The organism is Paenibacillus sp. FSL R5-0470 (genome assembly GCF_037975205.1).
Lineage (GTDB): Bacteria > Bacillota > Bacilli > Paenibacillales > Paenibacillaceae > Paenibacillus_AQ.
This window is the reverse complement of record NZ_CP150238.1, coordinates 46,438-63,751: the sequence shown is the minus strand read 5'-3', so window position 1 is coordinate 63,751 and position 17,314 is coordinate 46,438. Positions and strand designations below refer to the sequence as shown.

Annotated in this window: 17 protein-coding genes; 1 reads left to right on the top strand and 16 read right to left on the bottom strand. The window is 46.0% G+C overall.

Annotated features, from left to right (window positions below):
* Nucleotides 1-53: 53 nt before the first annotated feature.
* The 9 genes from MKY99_RS00290 to pth all read right to left on the bottom strand — a co-directional run bounded on the left by MKY99_RS00290 (nt 54) and on the right by pth (nt 10,749).
* Nucleotides 54-332: an RNA-binding S4 domain-containing protein gene (locus MKY99_RS00290; RefSeq protein ID WP_042183857.1), complete on the bottom strand. Its 279-nt coding sequence runs from the start codon at nt 330-332 to the stop codon at nt 54-56.
* Nucleotides 332-604 carry an HU family DNA-binding protein gene (locus tag MKY99_RS00285; protein WP_036678778.1) on the bottom strand — a complete coding sequence of 91 codons (273 nt, stop codon included), beginning with the start codon at nt 602-604 and terminating at the stop codon, nt 332-334. Before MKY99_RS00285 ends, MKY99_RS00290 begins: the two co-directional genes overlap by 1 nt.
* A 287-nt stretch (nt 605-891) precedes the next feature.
* Nucleotides 892-2,391 (bottom strand): nucleoside triphosphate pyrophosphohydrolase, encoded by a 1,500-nt coding sequence (gene mazG, locus MKY99_RS00280; RefSeq protein ID WP_076286875.1) that lies wholly within the window; start codon nt 2,389-2,391, stop codon nt 892-894.
* 66 nt (nt 2,392-2,457) lie between these two features.
* On the bottom strand, nt 2,458-4,140 hold the full coding sequence (locus tag MKY99_RS00275) for a polysaccharide biosynthesis protein (protein ID WP_339268071.1): 1,683 nt from the start codon (nt 4,138-4,140) through the stop codon (nt 2,458-2,460).
* Between the two features lie 148 nt (nt 4,141-4,288).
* Entirely contained in the window at nt 4,289-4,831 is a 543-nt protein-coding gene (gene spoVT, locus MKY99_RS00270; protein ID WP_042123132.1) for a stage V sporulation protein T, read from the bottom strand.
* Nucleotides 4,832-5,186: 355 nt separating this feature from the next.
* A complete protein-coding gene (locus tag MKY99_RS00265; protein WP_076286878.1) occupies nt 5,187-6,230 on the bottom strand; it encodes a peptidylprolyl isomerase in 1,044 nt (347 codons plus the stop codon).
* A complete protein-coding gene (gene mfd / locus MKY99_RS00260; RefSeq protein WP_042123128.1) occupies nt 6,217-9,741 on the bottom strand; it encodes a transcription-repair coupling factor in 3,525 nt (1,174 codons plus the stop codon). Before mfd ends, MKY99_RS00265 begins: the two co-directional genes overlap by 14 nt.
* A gap of 131 nt (nt 9,742-9,872) precedes the next feature.
* Nucleotides 9,873-10,103, bottom strand: a complete 231-nt coding sequence (locus MKY99_RS00255) for an anti-sigma-F factor Fin family protein (protein WP_042123127.1) — start codon at nt 10,101-10,103, stop codon at nt 9,873-9,875.
* A gap of 85 nt (nt 10,104-10,188) precedes the next feature.
* A complete protein-coding gene (gene pth, locus MKY99_RS00250) occupies nt 10,189-10,749 on the bottom strand; it encodes an aminoacyl-tRNA hydrolase (protein WP_042183849.1) in 561 nt (186 codons plus the stop codon).
* Between the two features lie 125 nt (nt 10,750-10,874).
* Here pth and MKY99_RS00245 point away from each other — a divergent pair, with 125 nt between their 5' ends.
* Nucleotides 10,875-11,075 carry a hypothetical protein gene (locus MKY99_RS00245; protein WP_042183847.1) on the top strand — a complete coding sequence of 67 codons (201 nt, stop codon included), beginning with the start codon at nt 10,875-10,877 and terminating at the stop codon, nt 11,073-11,075.
* A 185-nt stretch (nt 11,076-11,260) separates the two neighbouring features.
* Here MKY99_RS00245 and MKY99_RS00240 read toward each other — a convergent pair whose 3' ends face one another.
* From MKY99_RS00240 to MKY99_RS00210, 7 genes are all read right to left on the bottom strand, one after another.
* Nucleotides 11,261-12,214: a ribose-phosphate diphosphokinase gene (locus tag MKY99_RS00240; RefSeq protein WP_036678796.1), complete on the bottom strand. Its 954-nt coding sequence runs from the start codon at nt 12,212-12,214 to the stop codon at nt 11,261-11,263.
* Between the two features lie 87 nt (nt 12,215-12,301).
* The gene (gene glmU / locus MKY99_RS00235; protein WP_042183845.1) at nt 12,302-13,702 is read right to left on the bottom strand and encodes a bifunctional UDP-N-acetylglucosamine diphosphorylase/glucosamine-1-phosphate N-acetyltransferase GlmU; all 1,401 of its coding nucleotides are present in this window, start codon (nt 13,700-13,702) and stop codon (nt 12,302-12,304) included.
* A 272-nt stretch (nt 13,703-13,974) separates the two neighbouring features.
* A complete protein-coding gene (gene spoVG / locus MKY99_RS00230) occupies nt 13,975-14,262 on the bottom strand; it encodes a septation regulator SpoVG (RefSeq protein ID WP_020425826.1) in 288 nt (95 codons plus the stop codon).
* Nucleotides 14,263-14,472: 210 nt separating this feature from the next.
* The gene (gene purR / locus MKY99_RS00225) at nt 14,473-15,300 is read right to left on the bottom strand and encodes a pur operon repressor (protein ID WP_042183840.1); all 828 of its coding nucleotides are present in this window, start codon (nt 15,298-15,300) and stop codon (nt 14,473-14,475) included.
* Nucleotides 15,301-15,376: 76 nt separating this feature from the next.
* The gene (ispE, locus tag MKY99_RS00220; protein ID WP_042183839.1) at nt 15,377-16,231 is read right to left on the bottom strand and encodes a 4-(cytidine 5'-diphospho)-2-C-methyl-D-erythritol kinase; all 855 of its coding nucleotides are present in this window, start codon (nt 16,229-16,231) and stop codon (nt 15,377-15,379) included.
* Nucleotides 16,232-16,371: 140 nt separating this feature from the next.
* On the bottom strand, nt 16,372-16,548 hold the full coding sequence (locus tag MKY99_RS00215; protein ID WP_042183837.1) for a small, acid-soluble spore protein, alpha/beta type: 177 nt from the start codon (nt 16,546-16,548) through the stop codon (nt 16,372-16,374).
* A gap of 180 nt (nt 16,549-16,728) precedes the next feature.
* The gene (locus MKY99_RS00210; protein WP_019914493.1) at nt 16,729-17,004 is read right to left on the bottom strand and encodes a Veg family protein; all 276 of its coding nucleotides are present in this window, start codon (nt 17,002-17,004) and stop codon (nt 16,729-16,731) included.
* Nucleotides 17,005-17,314 lie beyond the last annotated feature (310 nt).

Below are 17,314 nucleotides of genomic sequence, written 5' to 3'. Positions count from 1 at the left end.
AAAAAGAAGGCACAACTCTACAAAATGTAAAGTTATGCCTTCTTCTATTACTCTTACCAGTCCAGTCCGCTGCTTTTGGCAACAGGCTCTTCCCGAACTAGAGTATACATACCAGCGGCCTCGTCCTTGCGAGTCGTTTCGACCAGCTTTTCTACTTTGACCGTTACAAGCTTTTGTCCAAATTGTACAGTAATCTCGTCACCGATCTTAACTGCACTACTAGGTTTAGATTCCCGCCCGTTAATCAGTACCCGGCCTTGTTCGGACACATCCTTGGCCACTGTACGGCGCTTAATTAAACGGGACACTTTCAGGAATTTGTCAAGACGCATTAGTTAACGGCTTCTTTAAGCTTGTTACCAGCTTTGAAAGCCGGTACAGTCGATTCTGGAATTTCAATCGTAGTGCCCGTTTGCGGGTTGCGACCAGTGCGTCCTGCACGTTTGCGAGTTTCAAAAGTTCCGAAACCGATCAGTTGGACTTTATCACCTTTTGCCAAAGCTTCTGTAATCTCACCCAAGAATCCGTTCAATACTGCTTCTACATCTTTTTTTGCCAATCCGTTTTTCTCGGAAATGTTGTTTACCAAATCTGTCTTGTTCATAATTTAAAGTTCCTCCTAGGATACGAAAAAATAAATGAAACGAGAATCACCACCATAATATGGGGCGAATCGCATTTCGTCTTTATGTTATTCTTGATGTCACCTTAAAATCCTGCCACGATTCGTCGTTTTTTTAAAAAAGAAGCAGTTATTTCTCAGAAATCGTCGCAGAATCTATTCTATAGCACTATTAAACTACTGACCACATTCTAAATCAGAAAATAAAAGCTACATCCACAGCATTGCCCCATTTTTGAGTCCATATACCGTAAAGAGGCTGTGAATTACTAGACTTTTCGCTCCTCAGCCTTAGCCTCTTGCCATAGTTCTTCCATCTCTTCCAAACTACTATCCTTAACGCTCGTTCCCTTGCGCTGCAAGCTTTGCTCAATATATTGAAACCGGCGCACAAATTTGCGGTTAGTCCGGGTTAATGCCTCTTCCGGATCTGCACCGATAAAACGAGCGACATTCGTAACTGCAAACAACAAATCCCCAAGTTCCAGAATTTGATCATCTGTTGCCGCATCTGTGTCAATCGCCTCCTGCAGCTCATCAATCTCCTCACGAATCTTGGCTATGCAATCCGTAGCGTTGTCCCAGTCAAACCCCACCTTGGATGCTTTTTTCTGAAGCTTGTATGCCTTCATAAGAGCAGGCAGGTCACGCGGAACACCACTAAGAACGGATAATTCCTCTGGCTTCACACCTTTACGCCGCTTCTCTTCTGCCTTCATGCCCTCCCAGTTCTTCAGCGCTTCTTCGGCATCATTCGCATTGGTATCCCCAAATACGTGAGGGTGACGGAAGATAAGCTTATCATTCAGCCCTTCAATGACGTCATACACGTTGAACATGCCAAGCTCCTCCTCCATTTGAGAGTGAAGCATAATTTGCAGCAAAAGGTCGCCCAGCTCCTCTTTCATATGATCGGGGTCATCCTCATCAATCGTTTCAAGGACTTCATAGGTTTCTTCGATTAAATTTTTGCGCAGGGATTCATGTGTCTGCTCCCGATCCCATGGACAACCTTCCGGGCTTCGAAGAATATCGACAATCTCATGCAGACGGGCAAAGGTACGATTCCTTAGATTCTCGTCACGATTCGCAGGTACATAAACTAACGACAGGTTGCCATAACCGTCGAGTCGATCCAGTTCGTACAGTGGGACTCTTACAATACTTTCTTCGTTCTCGACACCGAGTGCATGCCCCACAACAACTTCATATTCAGGCGGGTACAGCTCCATCAAACATAATTTTGTCTCCGAGGCTGTAAAGCTATCGTACACCTGACCAATCAGAGTATGTAGTTCAGGCTGAAGCTGAGCACTGCGAATGCCTGAAGCATCTAGTAACTGAAACCCTTCAATGGGGTCAAACCCCAGTCGAACAAACGCCTCGTCGAGAAAGCTCTCCCCACCCAATATTTGCAGTTCAATGCCTTCCTCAGGACACCGCTCGCGCAGCTGCGAAACCGCTGATTCCGCAACCATAGGATGACCCGGAACCGCGTAAACAATATCTGTACCGTCTGCTGCTGCTTGAGCCTCTTCAATCAGTTTTGAAGTAATCGCTGCATACACCTCTGGAAACGAGGATAAAGATTCATACAATCCATCAAAGGACTGGGAAGTTATTTCAAGCTCGGAAAGGGCAGCCATGACTGGATGCTCTTTTGTGCGGACATAGACAACGGATGCTGCCTTCAGCTTCTTTATAATTCCTAGCGTCAATCGATCAGGGTTGCCTGAACCCAGACCGACGACCGTTAATGTTGCACTCATGTCTGTTCCTCCTCTTAAGCGGCTGTCTCAGCAGACCGCATTTTTATATTGTGATGAAAACGTTGATTAAGGGAATAAGCGCAGCTTCTTCAACTTGTCCGCCAGGGACGGGCCGAAGCCCGGAAGCTGGCGAAGCTCGCTCTCGCTAAGGAGCCGAAGGACTATAGCCCCTACGGCAAAGACAGCGCAGCCTGCGAGCACCCCGAGCAGGCTCTGCGCCAAGCTGGCAGTGCGCCCGCCGCCGATGCCAGCGGCCGTAGCCGCAGCGTCCACGCCCCAGCTGGTGGCTGCAGCGGCAAGAGCCAGGCCCGCTGTGAGCAGCGCGGGCCGTGCCAGGGCATCTGCGAGGCGAAGCCGCAGATGGCCCTGGCGGTAGAGCAGCAGCACGTTGAGCGCTGCTGCAAACGAATGCGCGGCCACGCCAGCGATGGCTGCGCCGGTAATGCCCTGCTGCGGAACCAGCAGCAGGTTCAGGGCCGCCTTGAGCAGCGCGGCGGCCAAAAGGTGCAGGGCCGGGGCGCGCACGTAGCCGAGGCCCTGCAGGAGTGCAGCCGAGATGATGCTGACCGTACCGCCAACAGCGGTTAAGGCCAGCCAAGTCATAGTGCTGCTACCGGCGGTATCGCCGTAAAGAGCCATATTAATCGGCTCAGCAAGCACTGCAAGTCCCGCTGACGCTGCCAACCCTAGCAGCCAGAACCAACGCAGCGACAAGCTGCAACGGTTCTCGATCAGCTTCATGTCTCCCTTGTACTTCGCCTCTGCTAAGGCTGGTATGAACACAACAGACAAAGAAGTGGCAATCATCGTTACAATCTGCACTAGTGGCAAACCACGATTGTATATACCAAACTGTGTCATTGCCTCCACTTCGCTTCCTAGAGAGGATAGCAAGCGAGGTACAGTGAATACATCTACAAGACCGATAAGAGGCATTGCGAGCGCGCCAAGCATCACGGGAATTCCATAAGCCAGCAAGGCCCCTGCTTTAACGCCCATAATTCGTTGATTTGAACGCCCCTCATTATCTGCATTGGGCAGCTTTAAACCCTGACTTTCGACAGAAGCGGTAGCATCTAAAGGGGACCCTTGTCTTAACACCCGCCGATGACGTCGCAAAAATAGCAGCATAATCACAAGCCCTGCTGCCCCTCCCCCGGCTGAGCCAAGCAATGCGCCAGCAGCAATGCTCTCAGCTCCTGCACCCAGTGAGGTCAGGTATAAGAGCAGTACAATCATTACTGTAACACGTACGGACTGCTCTACAATTTGTGACACAGCCGTCGGAACCATATTATGAAGACCCTGAAAGTAACCCCGAAGAGCTGACATGATTGGAACAACCACAAGTCCCCACGCACTTGCCCGCAAAGCGGGCATCACATGCGAGTTGCCGACCCACCCAGCTATAATCGGCGCACCTGCATAGGTGATTGCTCCGATAACCAAACCGCTTATGGCTGTTATAACCGCAGATAACCGCAGAATCCGCCGACCCTCGTCATCCCGCCTTCCTGCAGAGGCTTCAGCGACAAATTTGGATATGGCCGCTGGCAGACCCAGCATCGCTACCGTCAACAACATCGTGTACAAAGGATAAACCGTGTTGTATATACCAAATACCGCATCTCCGCCTAGATTTTGCAGCGGGATTTTTTGGAGTGTACCTATAAGCTTTGAAATAATCGCTGCTGCACTTAGAATAAATGCCCCTTGCAGCAATCGTGATGTTTGTGAGTTCGATTTCATAAAGTACCTGCTTCTACAACTTTAATGGGATGAATTTCTATATTATAACGTATGTATACCCACAAGTAGAAACGGTTTTGTAAGAACGACAAAACCCCGTTTGCCCTTTGTATATCTTACCAAAAGGAAAGCGGGGTCTACATTACGGTTATTGCTCCATTTGCTTGCCAAGGAATGCGGCGGCGGTTTCGGCCATTTTCACTTCCATTGACGACATTTTCGCTGAATCATCCTTACTTACCATCACTACACAACCAATAGGATCTCCACCGGAAATGATCGGTGAGGCTACATATGAGGACACCAAATCCGGATGATCTTTAGCGATTTCATAACTGCCTTCGTTGGTTTCCAGTACAGTCTTACGACTATCCATGACCTTCTCCAAAAGAATTCCTACTTGTTTTTCCAAATAGTCTTTCTTGGAGCCACCAGCCAGTGCAATAAAGGTATCACGATCAGCAATCATCGTAATATGCCCTGTACCCTCGAACAAGGACTCCGCGTACTCTTTTGCAAAGTCACCAAGCTCGCCAATCGGGGAATATTTCTTGAGTATGACTTCACCGTCCCGATCGACGAAAATTTCCAGTGGGTCGCCTTCTCTAATCCGTAGAGTACGTCTAATTTCTTTGGGAATAACCACTCGTCCGAGATCATCAATACGCCGAACAATTCCAGTAGCTTTCATTTCACATGTGCCCCGCTTTCTTAAGAAGTATGGTCTTACTACTGTCCATTATGGGAAAGGATAATCCCAGTGATTTATCGTAATATCTGACCATAGTATTCATCTCTTCCCAGATCCTTATACATAAGCTGACATGTATTAATATCTGCATCAAGATAAAGGCCGTTCTGAAGATGTTTCTTCGAACAAGCATAAACGCCTTCGGCGTCCTTAATAAGGACGGTAAGCGCTTAAGCGAGAAATATAAGGAAAAAGTATAGTGTGAAACTTATACTACCTTATATTTATAAAAAGCCATCTTCACATTAAGTGAGGATGGCTTTTCTAAGGTAAGCTTGTCCATTTTTACCGATGTTTATTCAGCAGCTTTTGTAGCACTTGGGGATGCGCTTGGCGCTGTAGTGGCTTCTGTTCCGCTATTTTTTGTTCCGGATTCATCTGCGGCAGCAGAGCTCTTCGGCAGATTGATGCTCTCAATAATGCCTTCCAGATCTTTCTCCATGAATGCTTCTAGGTTCTTGGACACAATGGAGCTCTTAATGCCTTCTTTTTGTTCATCCGTTAACTGATCAAAGGTTTTGTCGGTACGGGACTCCACCTTGATGATGTGGTAACCATAAGAAGTCTCTACAGGATCACTAATGGTATTCAAAGGCAAGGTTTGCGCAGCCTTCTTAAACTCATCTACATACGTTCCTACAGCTTTATCTTTATATTCTCCGCCTGTTTCCTTAGAGGCTGTATCGTCAGTGTATTCCTTAGCGATTGCTGCAAAATCAGCTCCGCCGTCCAGCTTTGCCTTAACTTCCTTCGCGATTTTCAGTGCTTCTTCACTAGTGCGCTCTTTGTTGTTAGCATCGGTCAGACCGATTAGCACATGACGCAAAGTCGCTACCGTAAAGTCACCTTTTGTAGCTTCAAATTCTTTGACAACCTGATCATCTGTCACTTTAAGCAGCATATCCTGATAAACCGTCAGCACACGCTCCATATAACTATGGATATCGCCCTCTGTAACGTCAGCGTCTTTAAGTGTTTTTTTATAATTGTCGCCCAGAGCTTTCTTCAAGTCAGCGATTTGGCTATCAGCCTCTTTCTTCGCCTGCTTCTTCGCTTCATCCGTTGCTTTGGAAGCCAAATATTCAAAGCCCACTTCCTGCTTCAAAATAGACTCCTTAAACGCCTCAATCTCTAAATATTGCGCTTGCTGTGGGGAGAGGAATTTCATGATTTTTTGATCCATAGCAAATTCCTTCTCTGTGATTGTTCCACCTTTATAAGTCGCAACTGCCTTGCTATCATCAGCACTACTACCGCATGCTGCTAGCATAGAAAAGGAAACCGCTGCTACCAATGAAACGAGCAGAACTTTCCATGATTTTTTTTTATTTAACGACATTGTGTAGTTCTCCCTTCGATTTAAAAGACTGTTTAGCTTCCTTAAGAAACTGTTCAAGCAAGTCAAGCAGCTGTTTATCACTTAAGTCTTTCGACTTTACTCGGATACTGGCTTTAGCATCTCTATCGAATTGTACACGTCTTTCGAAGCTATTTCCAACTTTGGCGAGTTTGGCCGTATCCAGAGCGCCAAGACTTCCCTCATAGAAATTCAGGGTAACATCATCACCACGTCTGATCATGGAATCAATGCCATACATTTTTCCATACACTTTCAGACGAGCCACAGTTAATAGATTAACAACTGCTTCAGGCAGTTCTCCGAACCGATCCAAGAGCTCATCCTCAAGCTCAGAAGCATCATCGAAGGATGTTACTGCCGCAACTTTTTTGTAGATTTCAATTTTCTGGATACTGTCGTAAATATACTCGGACGGCAGATATGCGTCAATCGACAAATCAATGACGGTATTGCCCTCTTTGAGCGAGGTATCTTCCTCTCCAAGCACAGTAACCTTACGCTTGCGGATCTCCTCCGCCAGCATTTGTGAGTATAGATCAAATCCTACGGATGCAATAAAACCATGCTGTTCTGCACCAAGTAAGTTACCGGCACCACGAATAGATAAATCCCGCATCGCTATTTTGAAACCAGAACCCAGTTCCGTAAATTCCTTAATAGATTGCAGCCGCTTCTCTGCCACTTCAGTCAGAACCTTGTCCCGCTGGTAGGTAAAATAGGCGTACGCAATCCGGTTGGACCGGCCTACACGTCCACGTAGTTGATAGAGCTGAGACAAGCCCATCTTATCGGCATCATGCACAATAAGTGTATTTACGTTAGGAATATCTACACCCGTCTCAATAATACTTGTGCTGACCAGCACATCGTATTCTCCATCAAGAAAATCAAGGATCGTCTTCTCCAGCTCCGCTTCCGACATTTGGCCATGTCCGATGCCTACCCTAGCCTCAGGAACAAGCATAGAAATTTGAGCGGCCATTTCTTGAATGCCCTGCACACGATTATAGAGATAGTAGACTTGACCGCCACGAGCCAATTCACGCTCTACAGCTTCCCTCGTAAGCGTCTGACTATGCTCAACAACATAAGTCTGCACGGGGAAACGGTTCTCAGGCGGCGTCTCAATAACAGACAAATCACGCACTCCCAGCATCGACATATGCAATGTACGAGGAATTGGAGTTGCTGTCAGGGTAAGAACATCTACATTCGTTTTTAACTTCTTCAGCTTCTCTTTATGAGTCACGCCAAATCGCTGTTCCTCATCCACGATCAATAAACCTAAGTCCTTAAATACAAGGTCCTGAGACAATAAACGGTGGGTACCAATAACCACGTCAACCGTTCCTGCCCGAACGCCTTTTATCGTCTCATTCTGCTCCTTACGGCTGCGGAAACGACTTAGGACTTGAATATTTAGCGGATAATTTGCGAAGCGTTCCCGGAAGGTCTCATAATGCTGCTGAGCTAGAATCGTTGTCGGTACCAGTACAGCCACCTGTTTACCTTCAATCGCTGATTTAAAGGCTGCTCGTATAGCTACCTCCGTCTTACCATATCCAACGTCTCCACAAAGAAGCCGATCCATTGGACGATTCTGTTCCATATCCTTCTTAATCTCTTCAATCGCTCGAAGCTGATCCCGAGTCTCCTCGTAAGGGAACATTTCTTCAAATTCACGCTGTTCCTGTGTGTCCTTCTCAAAACCATACCCTGCTGCACTTTGGCGTTCAGCGTACAGTTTGATTAGATCATCAGCAATATCCTGAACGGAAGAGCGAACCTTATTGGTCACCCGCGTCCATTCATTACCGCCTAATTTATATACTTTCGGCTCTTTATCTTCTGAACCGACATATTTCTGAATCAAGTCAATTTGCTCAATTGGAACCGAGAGCTTATCGCCACCCGCATATAAAATATGCATATAGTCGCGATGAATACCGCTGACCTCCAGCGTGCCGATCCCCATATACTTACCGATACCATGGTTCTGGTGAACAACATAATCACCAATTTTCAGCTCAGTATAACTCTTGATCCGTTCTGCATTATCTATCCCTTTGGAGATCTTCCGTGCCTTCCGCTGCTTCTGAGAGAACATCTCTCCTTCAGTGATAACGGCTAAATGAATAGAAGGCAGCTCAAAGCCTGAACCCAGGTTTCCTTGTACGATCGTTGGCTCATCAATGCCGTAGTCATAAAGGACTCTGCGCACACGTTCAATCCGTTCTTCACTGCTCGCAAGCATCATTACCTTTACACCAGACTTCTGCCAACGCTCCATTTCCGATTTAAGCACATTCATCTGACCATGGAAATCCTGCATCCCACGACTAATAAACCCAAGAATGTTCTGTGGTTGAATGTGTGGGACCTGGCGCAAAAAGATCGACATAAACAGGCTTTGGAACGGACGTTTGTACATCACAACATCTGTCTCGACAGAGAGATCCAGATCCGGCAATGTTTTGCCGTTTTGCATCAGATGGAGGTTCCATTCCGATTCATCTCTTTCGAGCTGTTTCGCCGTTTCAAGCAGTCTTGTCGGCTCATCGAGAATAAGGATCGTATCCTGGGCCATGTAATCAAATAAATGAGAGCGTTCAGGGTATAAAAGACTGATATATTTATAGATTTCAGGAAAATAGGTTCCTTCGCGCAGCATTTCTAGCTCGCGTCCAATTTCTTCTTTTAGACGCAACTTAGCCTGCCGATCCGCCATTTTCTCAAGCTGTCGTTCCAGCATAACAGATGCTTCAGCAGAAGCAGATTCCTGGCGAAATCGGCTCGCTATAATCTCTTTAGCCGGTGTAATCTTCACACTTCGTACTTTATCAATAGAACGCTGATCGACTGGATCAAAAGTTCTGATGGAATCAACCTCATCATCAAATAACTCAACACGATATGCCAAAGGAGAAGTCATTGGATAAAAATCAATAATTCCACCTCTTACACTCAGTTCACCGCGATTCTCAACCCGCTCTACTCTTTCATAACCCATTTCGATCATGGACATCAAGAATTCATCCAGAGCAAGCGTTCCATCCTGAGAAACCGTAACCTGCGCCTCTGCCATAACCTCTGGTGCAGGGAGCAGTCTGCGCACTCCCGAGTAGGGAACTACAACAATACCACGGAAGCCCTGAGCACATTTGGTCAGTACATCAATACGCTGGGCTAATGTCTCTGGACTTGAGACAGCCGCTTCCGCAGCCACAAGTTCATTAGCAGGATAGAGCAGAACTCGTTCCGGGGAAAGCGCTTCCTGTAAATCATCGGCCATTTTCTGAGCCGAAAACATATTATGAGTCACTACAAGCAAGGGACGAGCTGTCTCTTCATGCAGTGCTGCAAGCATGATCTGTCTAGCTGAACCTGTAAGCCCCGATATGAGCTGCTCTTTCATACCTGCAGCTACACCCTGGGTGATAGACTGGAAATCGGGATCCTTGGAAAAAGCTTCTATAATACCTTGTAACAACAGGCGCACCTCTCTTACTAAACAGGCTAACGGAAGTCAAAGCCACCGTCACCTATTATGATTGGAATCGAAAAGAAGCCTCAGCTGTAACGCCAAGGCTTGCGGATGACGATAGAGACAGGCGCTATCACCTACTGAAGCGGACTCGTCAGCAGGCTAAGCTCCGGATTATGCTCTAAAGCCTCCTTGCAATAGTCGCAAGTCACCTTTACCGTGATCTCACCTTCTGAATTATACGCTATTATATCTCTGCGCTCCGCAGGGGTCAAGGAATGAAGGCCCAACTGCATTTCTGTAACATCACTTCTATTAATGCTGCCTAGAGATGTCTTGCAGTGCCTACATACATAGTTTATTGCCATCTATATGCCTCCTGAAGGTACTATATACCTTCAGTATGTCCGGGGAGCATCATCTTTAGCCTCATAACTAACAGAGTTTTACAGGTCAACCATTGAATTTAGCCATCGTCTGTTCGAATGAATTCTGTAAGCTGAACTCCAGTGCATCACAAGTATTAAGGATCATCTGCTTCAGAGGATCGCCTTCCTTTTTAGGAAAAGAAGAGAGAACATAATCCACTATTGCAAAACCCGGTTCAGGGCGAGAAATACCCATGCGTACCCGATTAAAGCTTTGTGTACCTACATGCTGAATGATCGATTTAATTCCGTTATGCCCACCAGCACTACCTTGATAACGCAAGCGAATTTTTCCGATTTCGGTATCCAGATCATCGTAGACGACGATCATATCTTCTAGTTTAACTTTGTAATAATCCATATAAGCGCGAACGGCCTCACCGGACAAATTCATAAAGGTCATCGGTTTAATCAATACGGTTTTGACTCCCCCGATAACCCCTTCACCGATCACGGATTTACATTTGCTTTGGTTGAAGGAAATCCCGTTCTGAGCCGCAAGCTCATCCAATGCCATAAAACCAACATTATGCCTTGTTTTCGCATATTGTGTTCCTGGATTTCCCAATCCGACAATCCATTTCATTATCGAACCTTTCCTTTCCATTCGGGCTCTCCGGCAAGAGAAGTCCGTTTTTGGTACAATAGATCTTATCTACATATCTCTGTGCAACCAGAGCGAAATTATACTCCGAAGACAGGTGATAACCTATGCTACATCAAAGTGGAATCTTAACACATCAGCGCGATTTTCAGTACCATATCCAATATGCTGTGCCTGTGGAAATATACAGAGGCGACGTGCACATTGACATTGGTGTATTGACAGCAGTGGACGAAGGATTCGTAGAGCTGCAAGGGACACTCTATAACCGCAGCATATTCACCTTCGTCTCCCGCGCCGGGTATTGAAGCCAGCGCTTCTACCTGCATCACGCCGATAAGGGTTACATCTCCGAGAGCGGAGGTGTAACCCTTTTGTACAATATAAGAATGTATAAGTTTCACGCTATACATTATCCTTATATTTCTCGCATAAACGCTTACCGTCCTTTGGGGACGCCGAAGGCGTTTTTGCTTGCTATTATTGATTATATTTATTCAATTTCAAACAATTTACTAATCGACAACTCTTCATGAACGCGGATAATTGCCTCACCCATAAGTGGAGCCACGGACAACACTTTGAGTTTAGAAGTTGGGTTCGCGCTGCGAATTGGAATCGTATCTGTCACGATAATCTCTTTAATTGGAGAATTCTCCAGACGTTCATGTGCAGGACCAGACAATACTGGGTGTGTACAGCAAGCGTATACTTCCTTCACGCCGCCTTCCATCAAAGCATTAGCACCAAGTACAATGGTTCCAGCAGTATCGATAATATCATCGATCAGAATGGCTGTTTTACCTTCAATATTACCGATAATGTTCATGACTTCGCTGACATTCGGCTCTGGACGACGCTTGTCTATAATTGCAAGCGGAGCGTTCAGGAAATCAGCAAGCTTTCTTGCACGTACTACACCGCCGTGATCTGGCGATACGACAACTGGGTTCTCGATTTGTTTGGAACGGAAATACTGAGCCAGGATGGGAACTCCCAGCAAGTGATCCACTGGAATATCAAAGAATCCCTGAATCTGCATAGCATGGAGGTCCATCGTAATTACACGGTGGGCGCCGGCTTTTTCAATCAAATTTGCTACCAGCTTGGCCGTAATAGGGTCACGGGAACGAGCTTTCCGATCCTGACGAGCGTAACCATAGTAAGGGATAACCACATTGATGCTTTTTGCGGAGGCGCGTTTGAGTGCATCCACCATAACTAAAAGCTCCATTAGGTTGTCATTAACCGGGCCGCAGGTGGATTGAACAATATACACATGACAACCCCGAACGCTCTCTGACAGCTTGACCTGAATTTCTCCATCGCTAAAACTTGTAGTATGCGATTCACCCATCGGAATTCCGATGTAATCAGCGATTTGACTAGCAAGCTTTGGGTTGGAGTTACAGGTGAAAATCTTTAATTTGGAATCACAATAAGTCATAAAATTTAAACCCTCCGTGACGGAATTTAGCTTTCCAAAGGCGCCGGCGCGGAAATATAAGTCCGTCCGGCGCTTCTTAGCAACGCTTTACGATGGACTCGAGTGGTCTTTCTTCGCTTTTGCACGGGAACGGATCTTCTCTGCATATCCCGGTTTATTCTCCTGCCGTACTCTGGCAACAGCCAGATCGTTCTCTGAAACGGAACGCGTAATTGTCGAACCAGCTACAACAAAAGCCCCCTTGCCCACAGAAACCGGTGCAATAAGGTTAACGTTACTGCCGATAAAGGCATCGTCTTCAATTGTTGTCGTAAATTTATTATACCCGTCGTAGTTAACAGTAATCGCACCGCAACCGACGTTTACATTCTTACCCACAGATGCGTCGCCAATATAGCTAAGATGCGACACCTTAGAACCGTCACCAATCGTAGCATTCTTGATCTCGACGAAATCTCCAACCTTCACTTCTTCTCCAAGTATAGAACCTGGACGCAAATAGGCAAAAGGCCCAACGGTAGTCCGTGCGCCAACTTGTGCTTGATTCAATACGGACTGCTTAATCGTCGCGTCGTCCATGATCTGACAATCTTCGATTTCACTTGCCGGTCCGATCACACAGTTCTCACCGATTACAGTTTTACCCTTCAAGATGGTTCCTGGATAGATCGTTGTATCCGACCCAATGACTACATCTGCTCCGATATATGTGGAGGCAGGATCGATTATGGTTACGCCACCCAGCATATGTTTGCGGTTGATACGTTGACGCATAATACCTTCCGCATCAGATAAAGCTAAACGGTCATTAACACCAATAGACTCGTTAGCATCCTCAGTCTGGAATGCTAGAACAAGATCACCTTGCTCACGCAGAATACTGATAACATCTGTCAAATAATATTCCTGTTGATTATTGCTGTTAGTAACCTTCTCTAAAGCCGAAAATAACTTGATGTTATCAAAGCAATAAATTCCTGTGTTGATTTCATGAATAGCTGCCTGTTCGGCATTACAATCTTTCTGTTCTACGATCTTCATTAAGCCGCCATCTTCACTACGTATAATCCGTCCTAATCCAGATGGATCATCCATTACTGCGGTTAATACAGTCGCTGCCGCCTGACGCTCCTCATGCAGAGCCATCAATCCTATCAGCGTCTCCGATGTAATAAGCGGAGTGTCACCATAAGCAACAATCGTCGTTCCTTCTTCACCACCGAGCAAATCCTTAGCTTGTTTGACAGCGTGACCAGTACCGAGCTGAGTTTCCTGCAGCACGTATTCCGCACTTTGCCCTACATAGGCCTTAACCTTCTCTGCGCCATGCCCAACAACAACAACGGTGCGCTGGCATCCGGTCGCTTCTACTGTATCAAGCACGTGCCCTACCATTGGCTTACCGCAAACGGGGTGCAGCACCTTATATAATTTAGATTTCATTCGCTTGCCTTGACCTGCGGCAAGAACTACAGCCATTCTTTTCAAGAATGCCAACCTCCTACTCTTGAACTCACTACTGAATATATCTCATTCCGGGCAAAAAGAAAAGAGAACCATGAAGTCATGGTTCTCTTTTCTATAAACCCCATGTTAGAAAAGCATTTATCGCTGCCTTTCGAAGATGTCGTCAAATCCTTCACTAGCGCTAGCTTTTCTTGCAAGATCAAGCTGCTTAAGTCATGAAGTATATTCGGTATGATCTTATCAAAAACGGCGGATCCTACGCCACCCAAAAGGTAGCCGTCTTCCGAGGCAGCCTAAGCTCCCTCTTCAATAACTTCTTCTTCTTCAGTAGCGGCGCGATCGTACTCGGCCAGAACCGCGGATTGAATCTTCTCGCGTGTTCCCGAAGAGATCGGGTGAGCGATATCGCGGAATTCGCCATCCGGTGTACGCTTGCTGGGCATTGCAACAAACATCCCGTTATTACCATCGATGACGCGAATGTCATGAACAACAAACTCGTTATCGATTGTAATGGATGCGATTGCTTTCATTCTCCCCTCAGAGTTAACGCGGCGGAGTCTGACATCCGTAATTTGCATGTGTGTGTTCACCACCTTTTTCCATCAGAGACTTGGTGTATAATTCCACACAGCAAAGCGAATTCCTTCTTTTTGATTCCATAAAATACCTAAAAAAGAAATATATTTTTTAGGATCTTTTGTTTTCGACACGCATCGGGTGATTTTCTTAATATCCCTTACGTTTTCGACAATTTCCACGCTTTTTGAAAACAAAGAAACGCCAATCTATCAAGAGGAAAAGTAGTTACCCGGATGCGCGGAAATCCGCCGCTCTTTCGAGTCTACCTCGCTTAGTTTCACTAAAGAAACATAGTCATGCAACAGACGCTCTTCCGTCTCTACTGCACCTGATTCGACCAACACACCCACTCCAGCAACTTCGGCATTGAACTCACCGAGTAAATCAACCATCCCTCGAACGGTCCCGCCTGCCTTCATAAAGTCATCTACAATGAGTACCCGTGATTTCTCCTTGAGTGCTCGTCTAGAAAGAGACATGGTATGTATGCTCTTATGTGATCCAGATACATAATTAATGCTTACTGCTGAGCCTTCTGTAACCTGATGATCACGTCGTACCAGCACCACTGGCAAGCCGAGCTGTGCTGCCGTTGCATAGGCTAGCGGAATCCCTTTAGTTTCTACTGTCATCACCACATCGATTTCCGATCCATAAAAGGCCGTTGCGATGATCTTCCCAGCTTGCTCCATCAAAGATGGCAGTCCAAGCAGGTCCGACATATACAAATAACCACCAGGCAATATCCGATCTGTCTGTTCCAGCTGCACACATAAACGTTTAACAAAAGAGAGCGCCATTTCTTTAGGCATCACAGGAATATAACGTACTCCACCTGCTGCACCGGCTAAGGTCTGAAGCTCTCCAATGCCCTCACCTTCAAATACTTCTTTTATGATTGCCAAATCTTCACTGATGGAGGACTTAGCCGCTCCATACCGATCGGCAAATATAGACAGCGGCAGTAGGTCATGTGGCCGCTCAAGTAAAAACTGAGTCATGTCTACCAAACGTTGGCTTCTTTTTAATTTCTTCACGGAATGCTCCTCGCCAAAACCGAATATTTTATGAAAAATATATCACTTTTGTACGGGTTTACACAAGAGAAGCATACTAATTGAGTGATCTCACTGCATAGACTTCCTTGCAGAACCCTCGCAGTCCATTATAAATTCTTGCTACTTTAGACTGCTTGGACACTAAACCGAACACTGTAGGACCGCTGCCGGACATTAATACTCCGTCTGCTCCGAGCTTAACCATCGCCTCTTTGAGCTGCTGGACCTCTGGATGCAGTTTTAGGGTAACATCCTCAAGCACATTGCCCAGATGATTACACACGCCCCCAAAATCTCCAGCTTCGATCGCGTCCTGCATCTTTCGAGCCGAAGGATGAACAGCTATATTATTGCTCCGCACACGTCCGTATACTTCCGCAGTCGATACATTGATAGGTGGCTTAGCCAATACTACCCAGCATTGCGGAGGATTCTTAATCGGCGTCAGCTTCTCGCCACGACCTGTTGCCAAGGCAGTGCCACCTGTAACGCAGAAAGGCACATCTGAGCCAAGCTCAGCGCCAAGCTCCTGCAGCTCCTGCGCAGGTATACCTAGGCGCCACAGTCTGTTCAGACCACGTAGGGTAGCCGCTGCATCACTGCTGCCGCCAGCCAGGCCAGCTGCGACCGGTATTCTTTTATCCAGATGGATATGTACACCACTCTTCACGTTATAACGCTCTTTAATAAGCCTAGCCGCTTGAAAGGCCAGGTTCTTCTCATCTAGAGGAATATAACCCGCTTGACTTGATATTATAATAGTATCCCTTGGCAGCTCAGACAGCTCTAAACGGTCTGCTAGATCTACCATGGTCATAATCATTTCCACCTCATGAAAACCGTCAGCACGCTTGTGCAGCACATCCAGCATCAAATTAATTTTAGCTGGTGCCTTCTCATACATTTTCAAGGCGTTCACCCACCTTCAGCTTTTCCCGTAAAAACAACTTAACATATTATATGAAAAACTTCTAATGAAGTCCAATAATAAAAGGGTGTCGCCAGTTAGACGCACCCTTTTTCGTTAAATAATTGTTCACACGCTAAAGATTAAGATTTCCGGGCAGCCTCTTCAGCGAGCTGAATCGCTCTTTTCACCATATTACCTGCATCCTTCGCCCGTATTCCTCCCCAGCCTTCACGTTCCACCGTTTCGTAAAAACCAAGCTCCTTGGCTAACTCTGTCTTTAGTTCTTCCGACATCATGCCTCGTTTTCTGCGGCTCATTACGGAGTTCCTCCCTTATGAAAGAAAATGATAAACCGATTGCTCAATTAGTATGCTTGCTTAGAACAAGGATCATTCACTGAATATTAACGCAAAAAAAGAAACGGTCATCCTTTATGAAGGACAACCGTTTCTGATACAAATAAAAAACAGCCTCCAAAGGAAGCTGCCCGTGAAACATTAAGCTTTAATATACATAATCCGCATCTGCCCATCGTCTTCACATACTGTGATTTCCACAGATTCAGTAAGGATATCGGCATAGCTATAGGAGACTCGCTTGAATGTTTGCTGCTCCTGATCCAGTTTGACAATAAATACAGAAGGGTACGTTTCTTCCAGGACACCGGTGCGTTCTACGGTTTTACGACGACCTCCGTTTGCACGCAACGTGATCTTATGACCGACGTGAGCTTCGAGACTGCGTTTGATTTCCAACAGCGCGTTATTAGCCATTGCCTGACGACCACCTCTTTTCTTGTCCATTATACAACTTCCCCAGGTGTTTGTCAAAGCAAATAAATAATTATAGATGATGAATATTTAGTTGTCAACGGAATTTTTTTGCGGAGAATCAGAGGCGAACTAATAGCCTTGTTATCTGTAATAGGTTTACCACAATGCAAGAAAAATAACATTGTCGATCTTTAAAGATAACTACCATTTCACACAAGCATAATCGCCTTTGGCGTCGTCCCTATAAGGACGGTTAGCGTTAATGCGGGAAATATAAGGATAATGTATAGCGTGAAACTTATACTTTCTT

Bases quoted from the DNA above. Each gene is read 5' to 3' on its own strand.
- MKY99_RS00290 (WP_042183857.1), bottom strand. From the start codon at position 332: ATGCGTCTTGACAAATTCCTGAAAGTGTCCCGTTTAATTAAGCGCCGT.
- MKY99_RS00285 (WP_036678778.1), bottom strand. From the start codon at position 604: ATGAACAAGACAGATTTGGTAAACAACATTTCCGAGAAAAACGGATTG.
- mazG (WP_076286875.1), bottom strand. From the start codon at position 2,391: ATGAGTGCAACATTAACGGTCGTCGGTCTGGGTTCAGGCAACCCTGAT.
- MKY99_RS00275 (WP_339268071.1), bottom strand. From the start codon at position 4,140: ATGAAATCGAACTCACAAACATCACGATTGCTGCAAGGGGCATTTATT.
- spoVT (WP_042123132.1), bottom strand. From the start codon at position 4,831: ATGAAAGCTACTGGAATTGTTCGGCGTATTGATGATCTCGGACGAGTG.
- MKY99_RS00265 (WP_076286878.1), bottom strand. From the start codon at position 6,230: ATGTCGTTAAATAAAAAAAAATCATGGAAAGTTCTGCTCGTTTCATTG.
- MKY99_RS00255 (WP_042123127.1), bottom strand. From the start codon at position 10,103: ATGGCAATAAACTATGTATGTAGGCACTGCAAGACATCTCTAGGCAGC.
- pth (WP_042183849.1), bottom strand. From the start codon at position 10,749: ATGAAATGGATTGTCGGATTGGGAAATCCAGGAACACAATATGCGAAA.
- MKY99_RS00245 (WP_042183847.1), top strand. From the start codon at position 10,875: ATGCTACATCAAAGTGGAATCTTAACACATCAGCGCGATTTTCAGTAC.
- MKY99_RS00240 (WP_036678796.1), bottom strand. From the start codon at position 12,214: ATGACTTATTGTGATTCCAAATTAAAGATTTTCACCTGTAACTCCAAC.
- spoVG (WP_020425826.1), bottom strand. From the start codon at position 14,262: ATGCAAATTACGGATGTCAGACTCCGCCGCGTTAACTCTGAGGGGAGA.
- MKY99_RS00215 (WP_042183837.1), bottom strand. From the start codon at position 16,548: ATGAGCCGCAGAAAACGAGGCATGATGTCGGAAGAACTAAAGACAGAG.
- MKY99_RS00210 (WP_019914493.1), bottom strand. From the start codon at position 17,004: ATGGCTAATAACGCGCTGTTGGAAATCAAACGCAGTCTCGAAGCTCAC.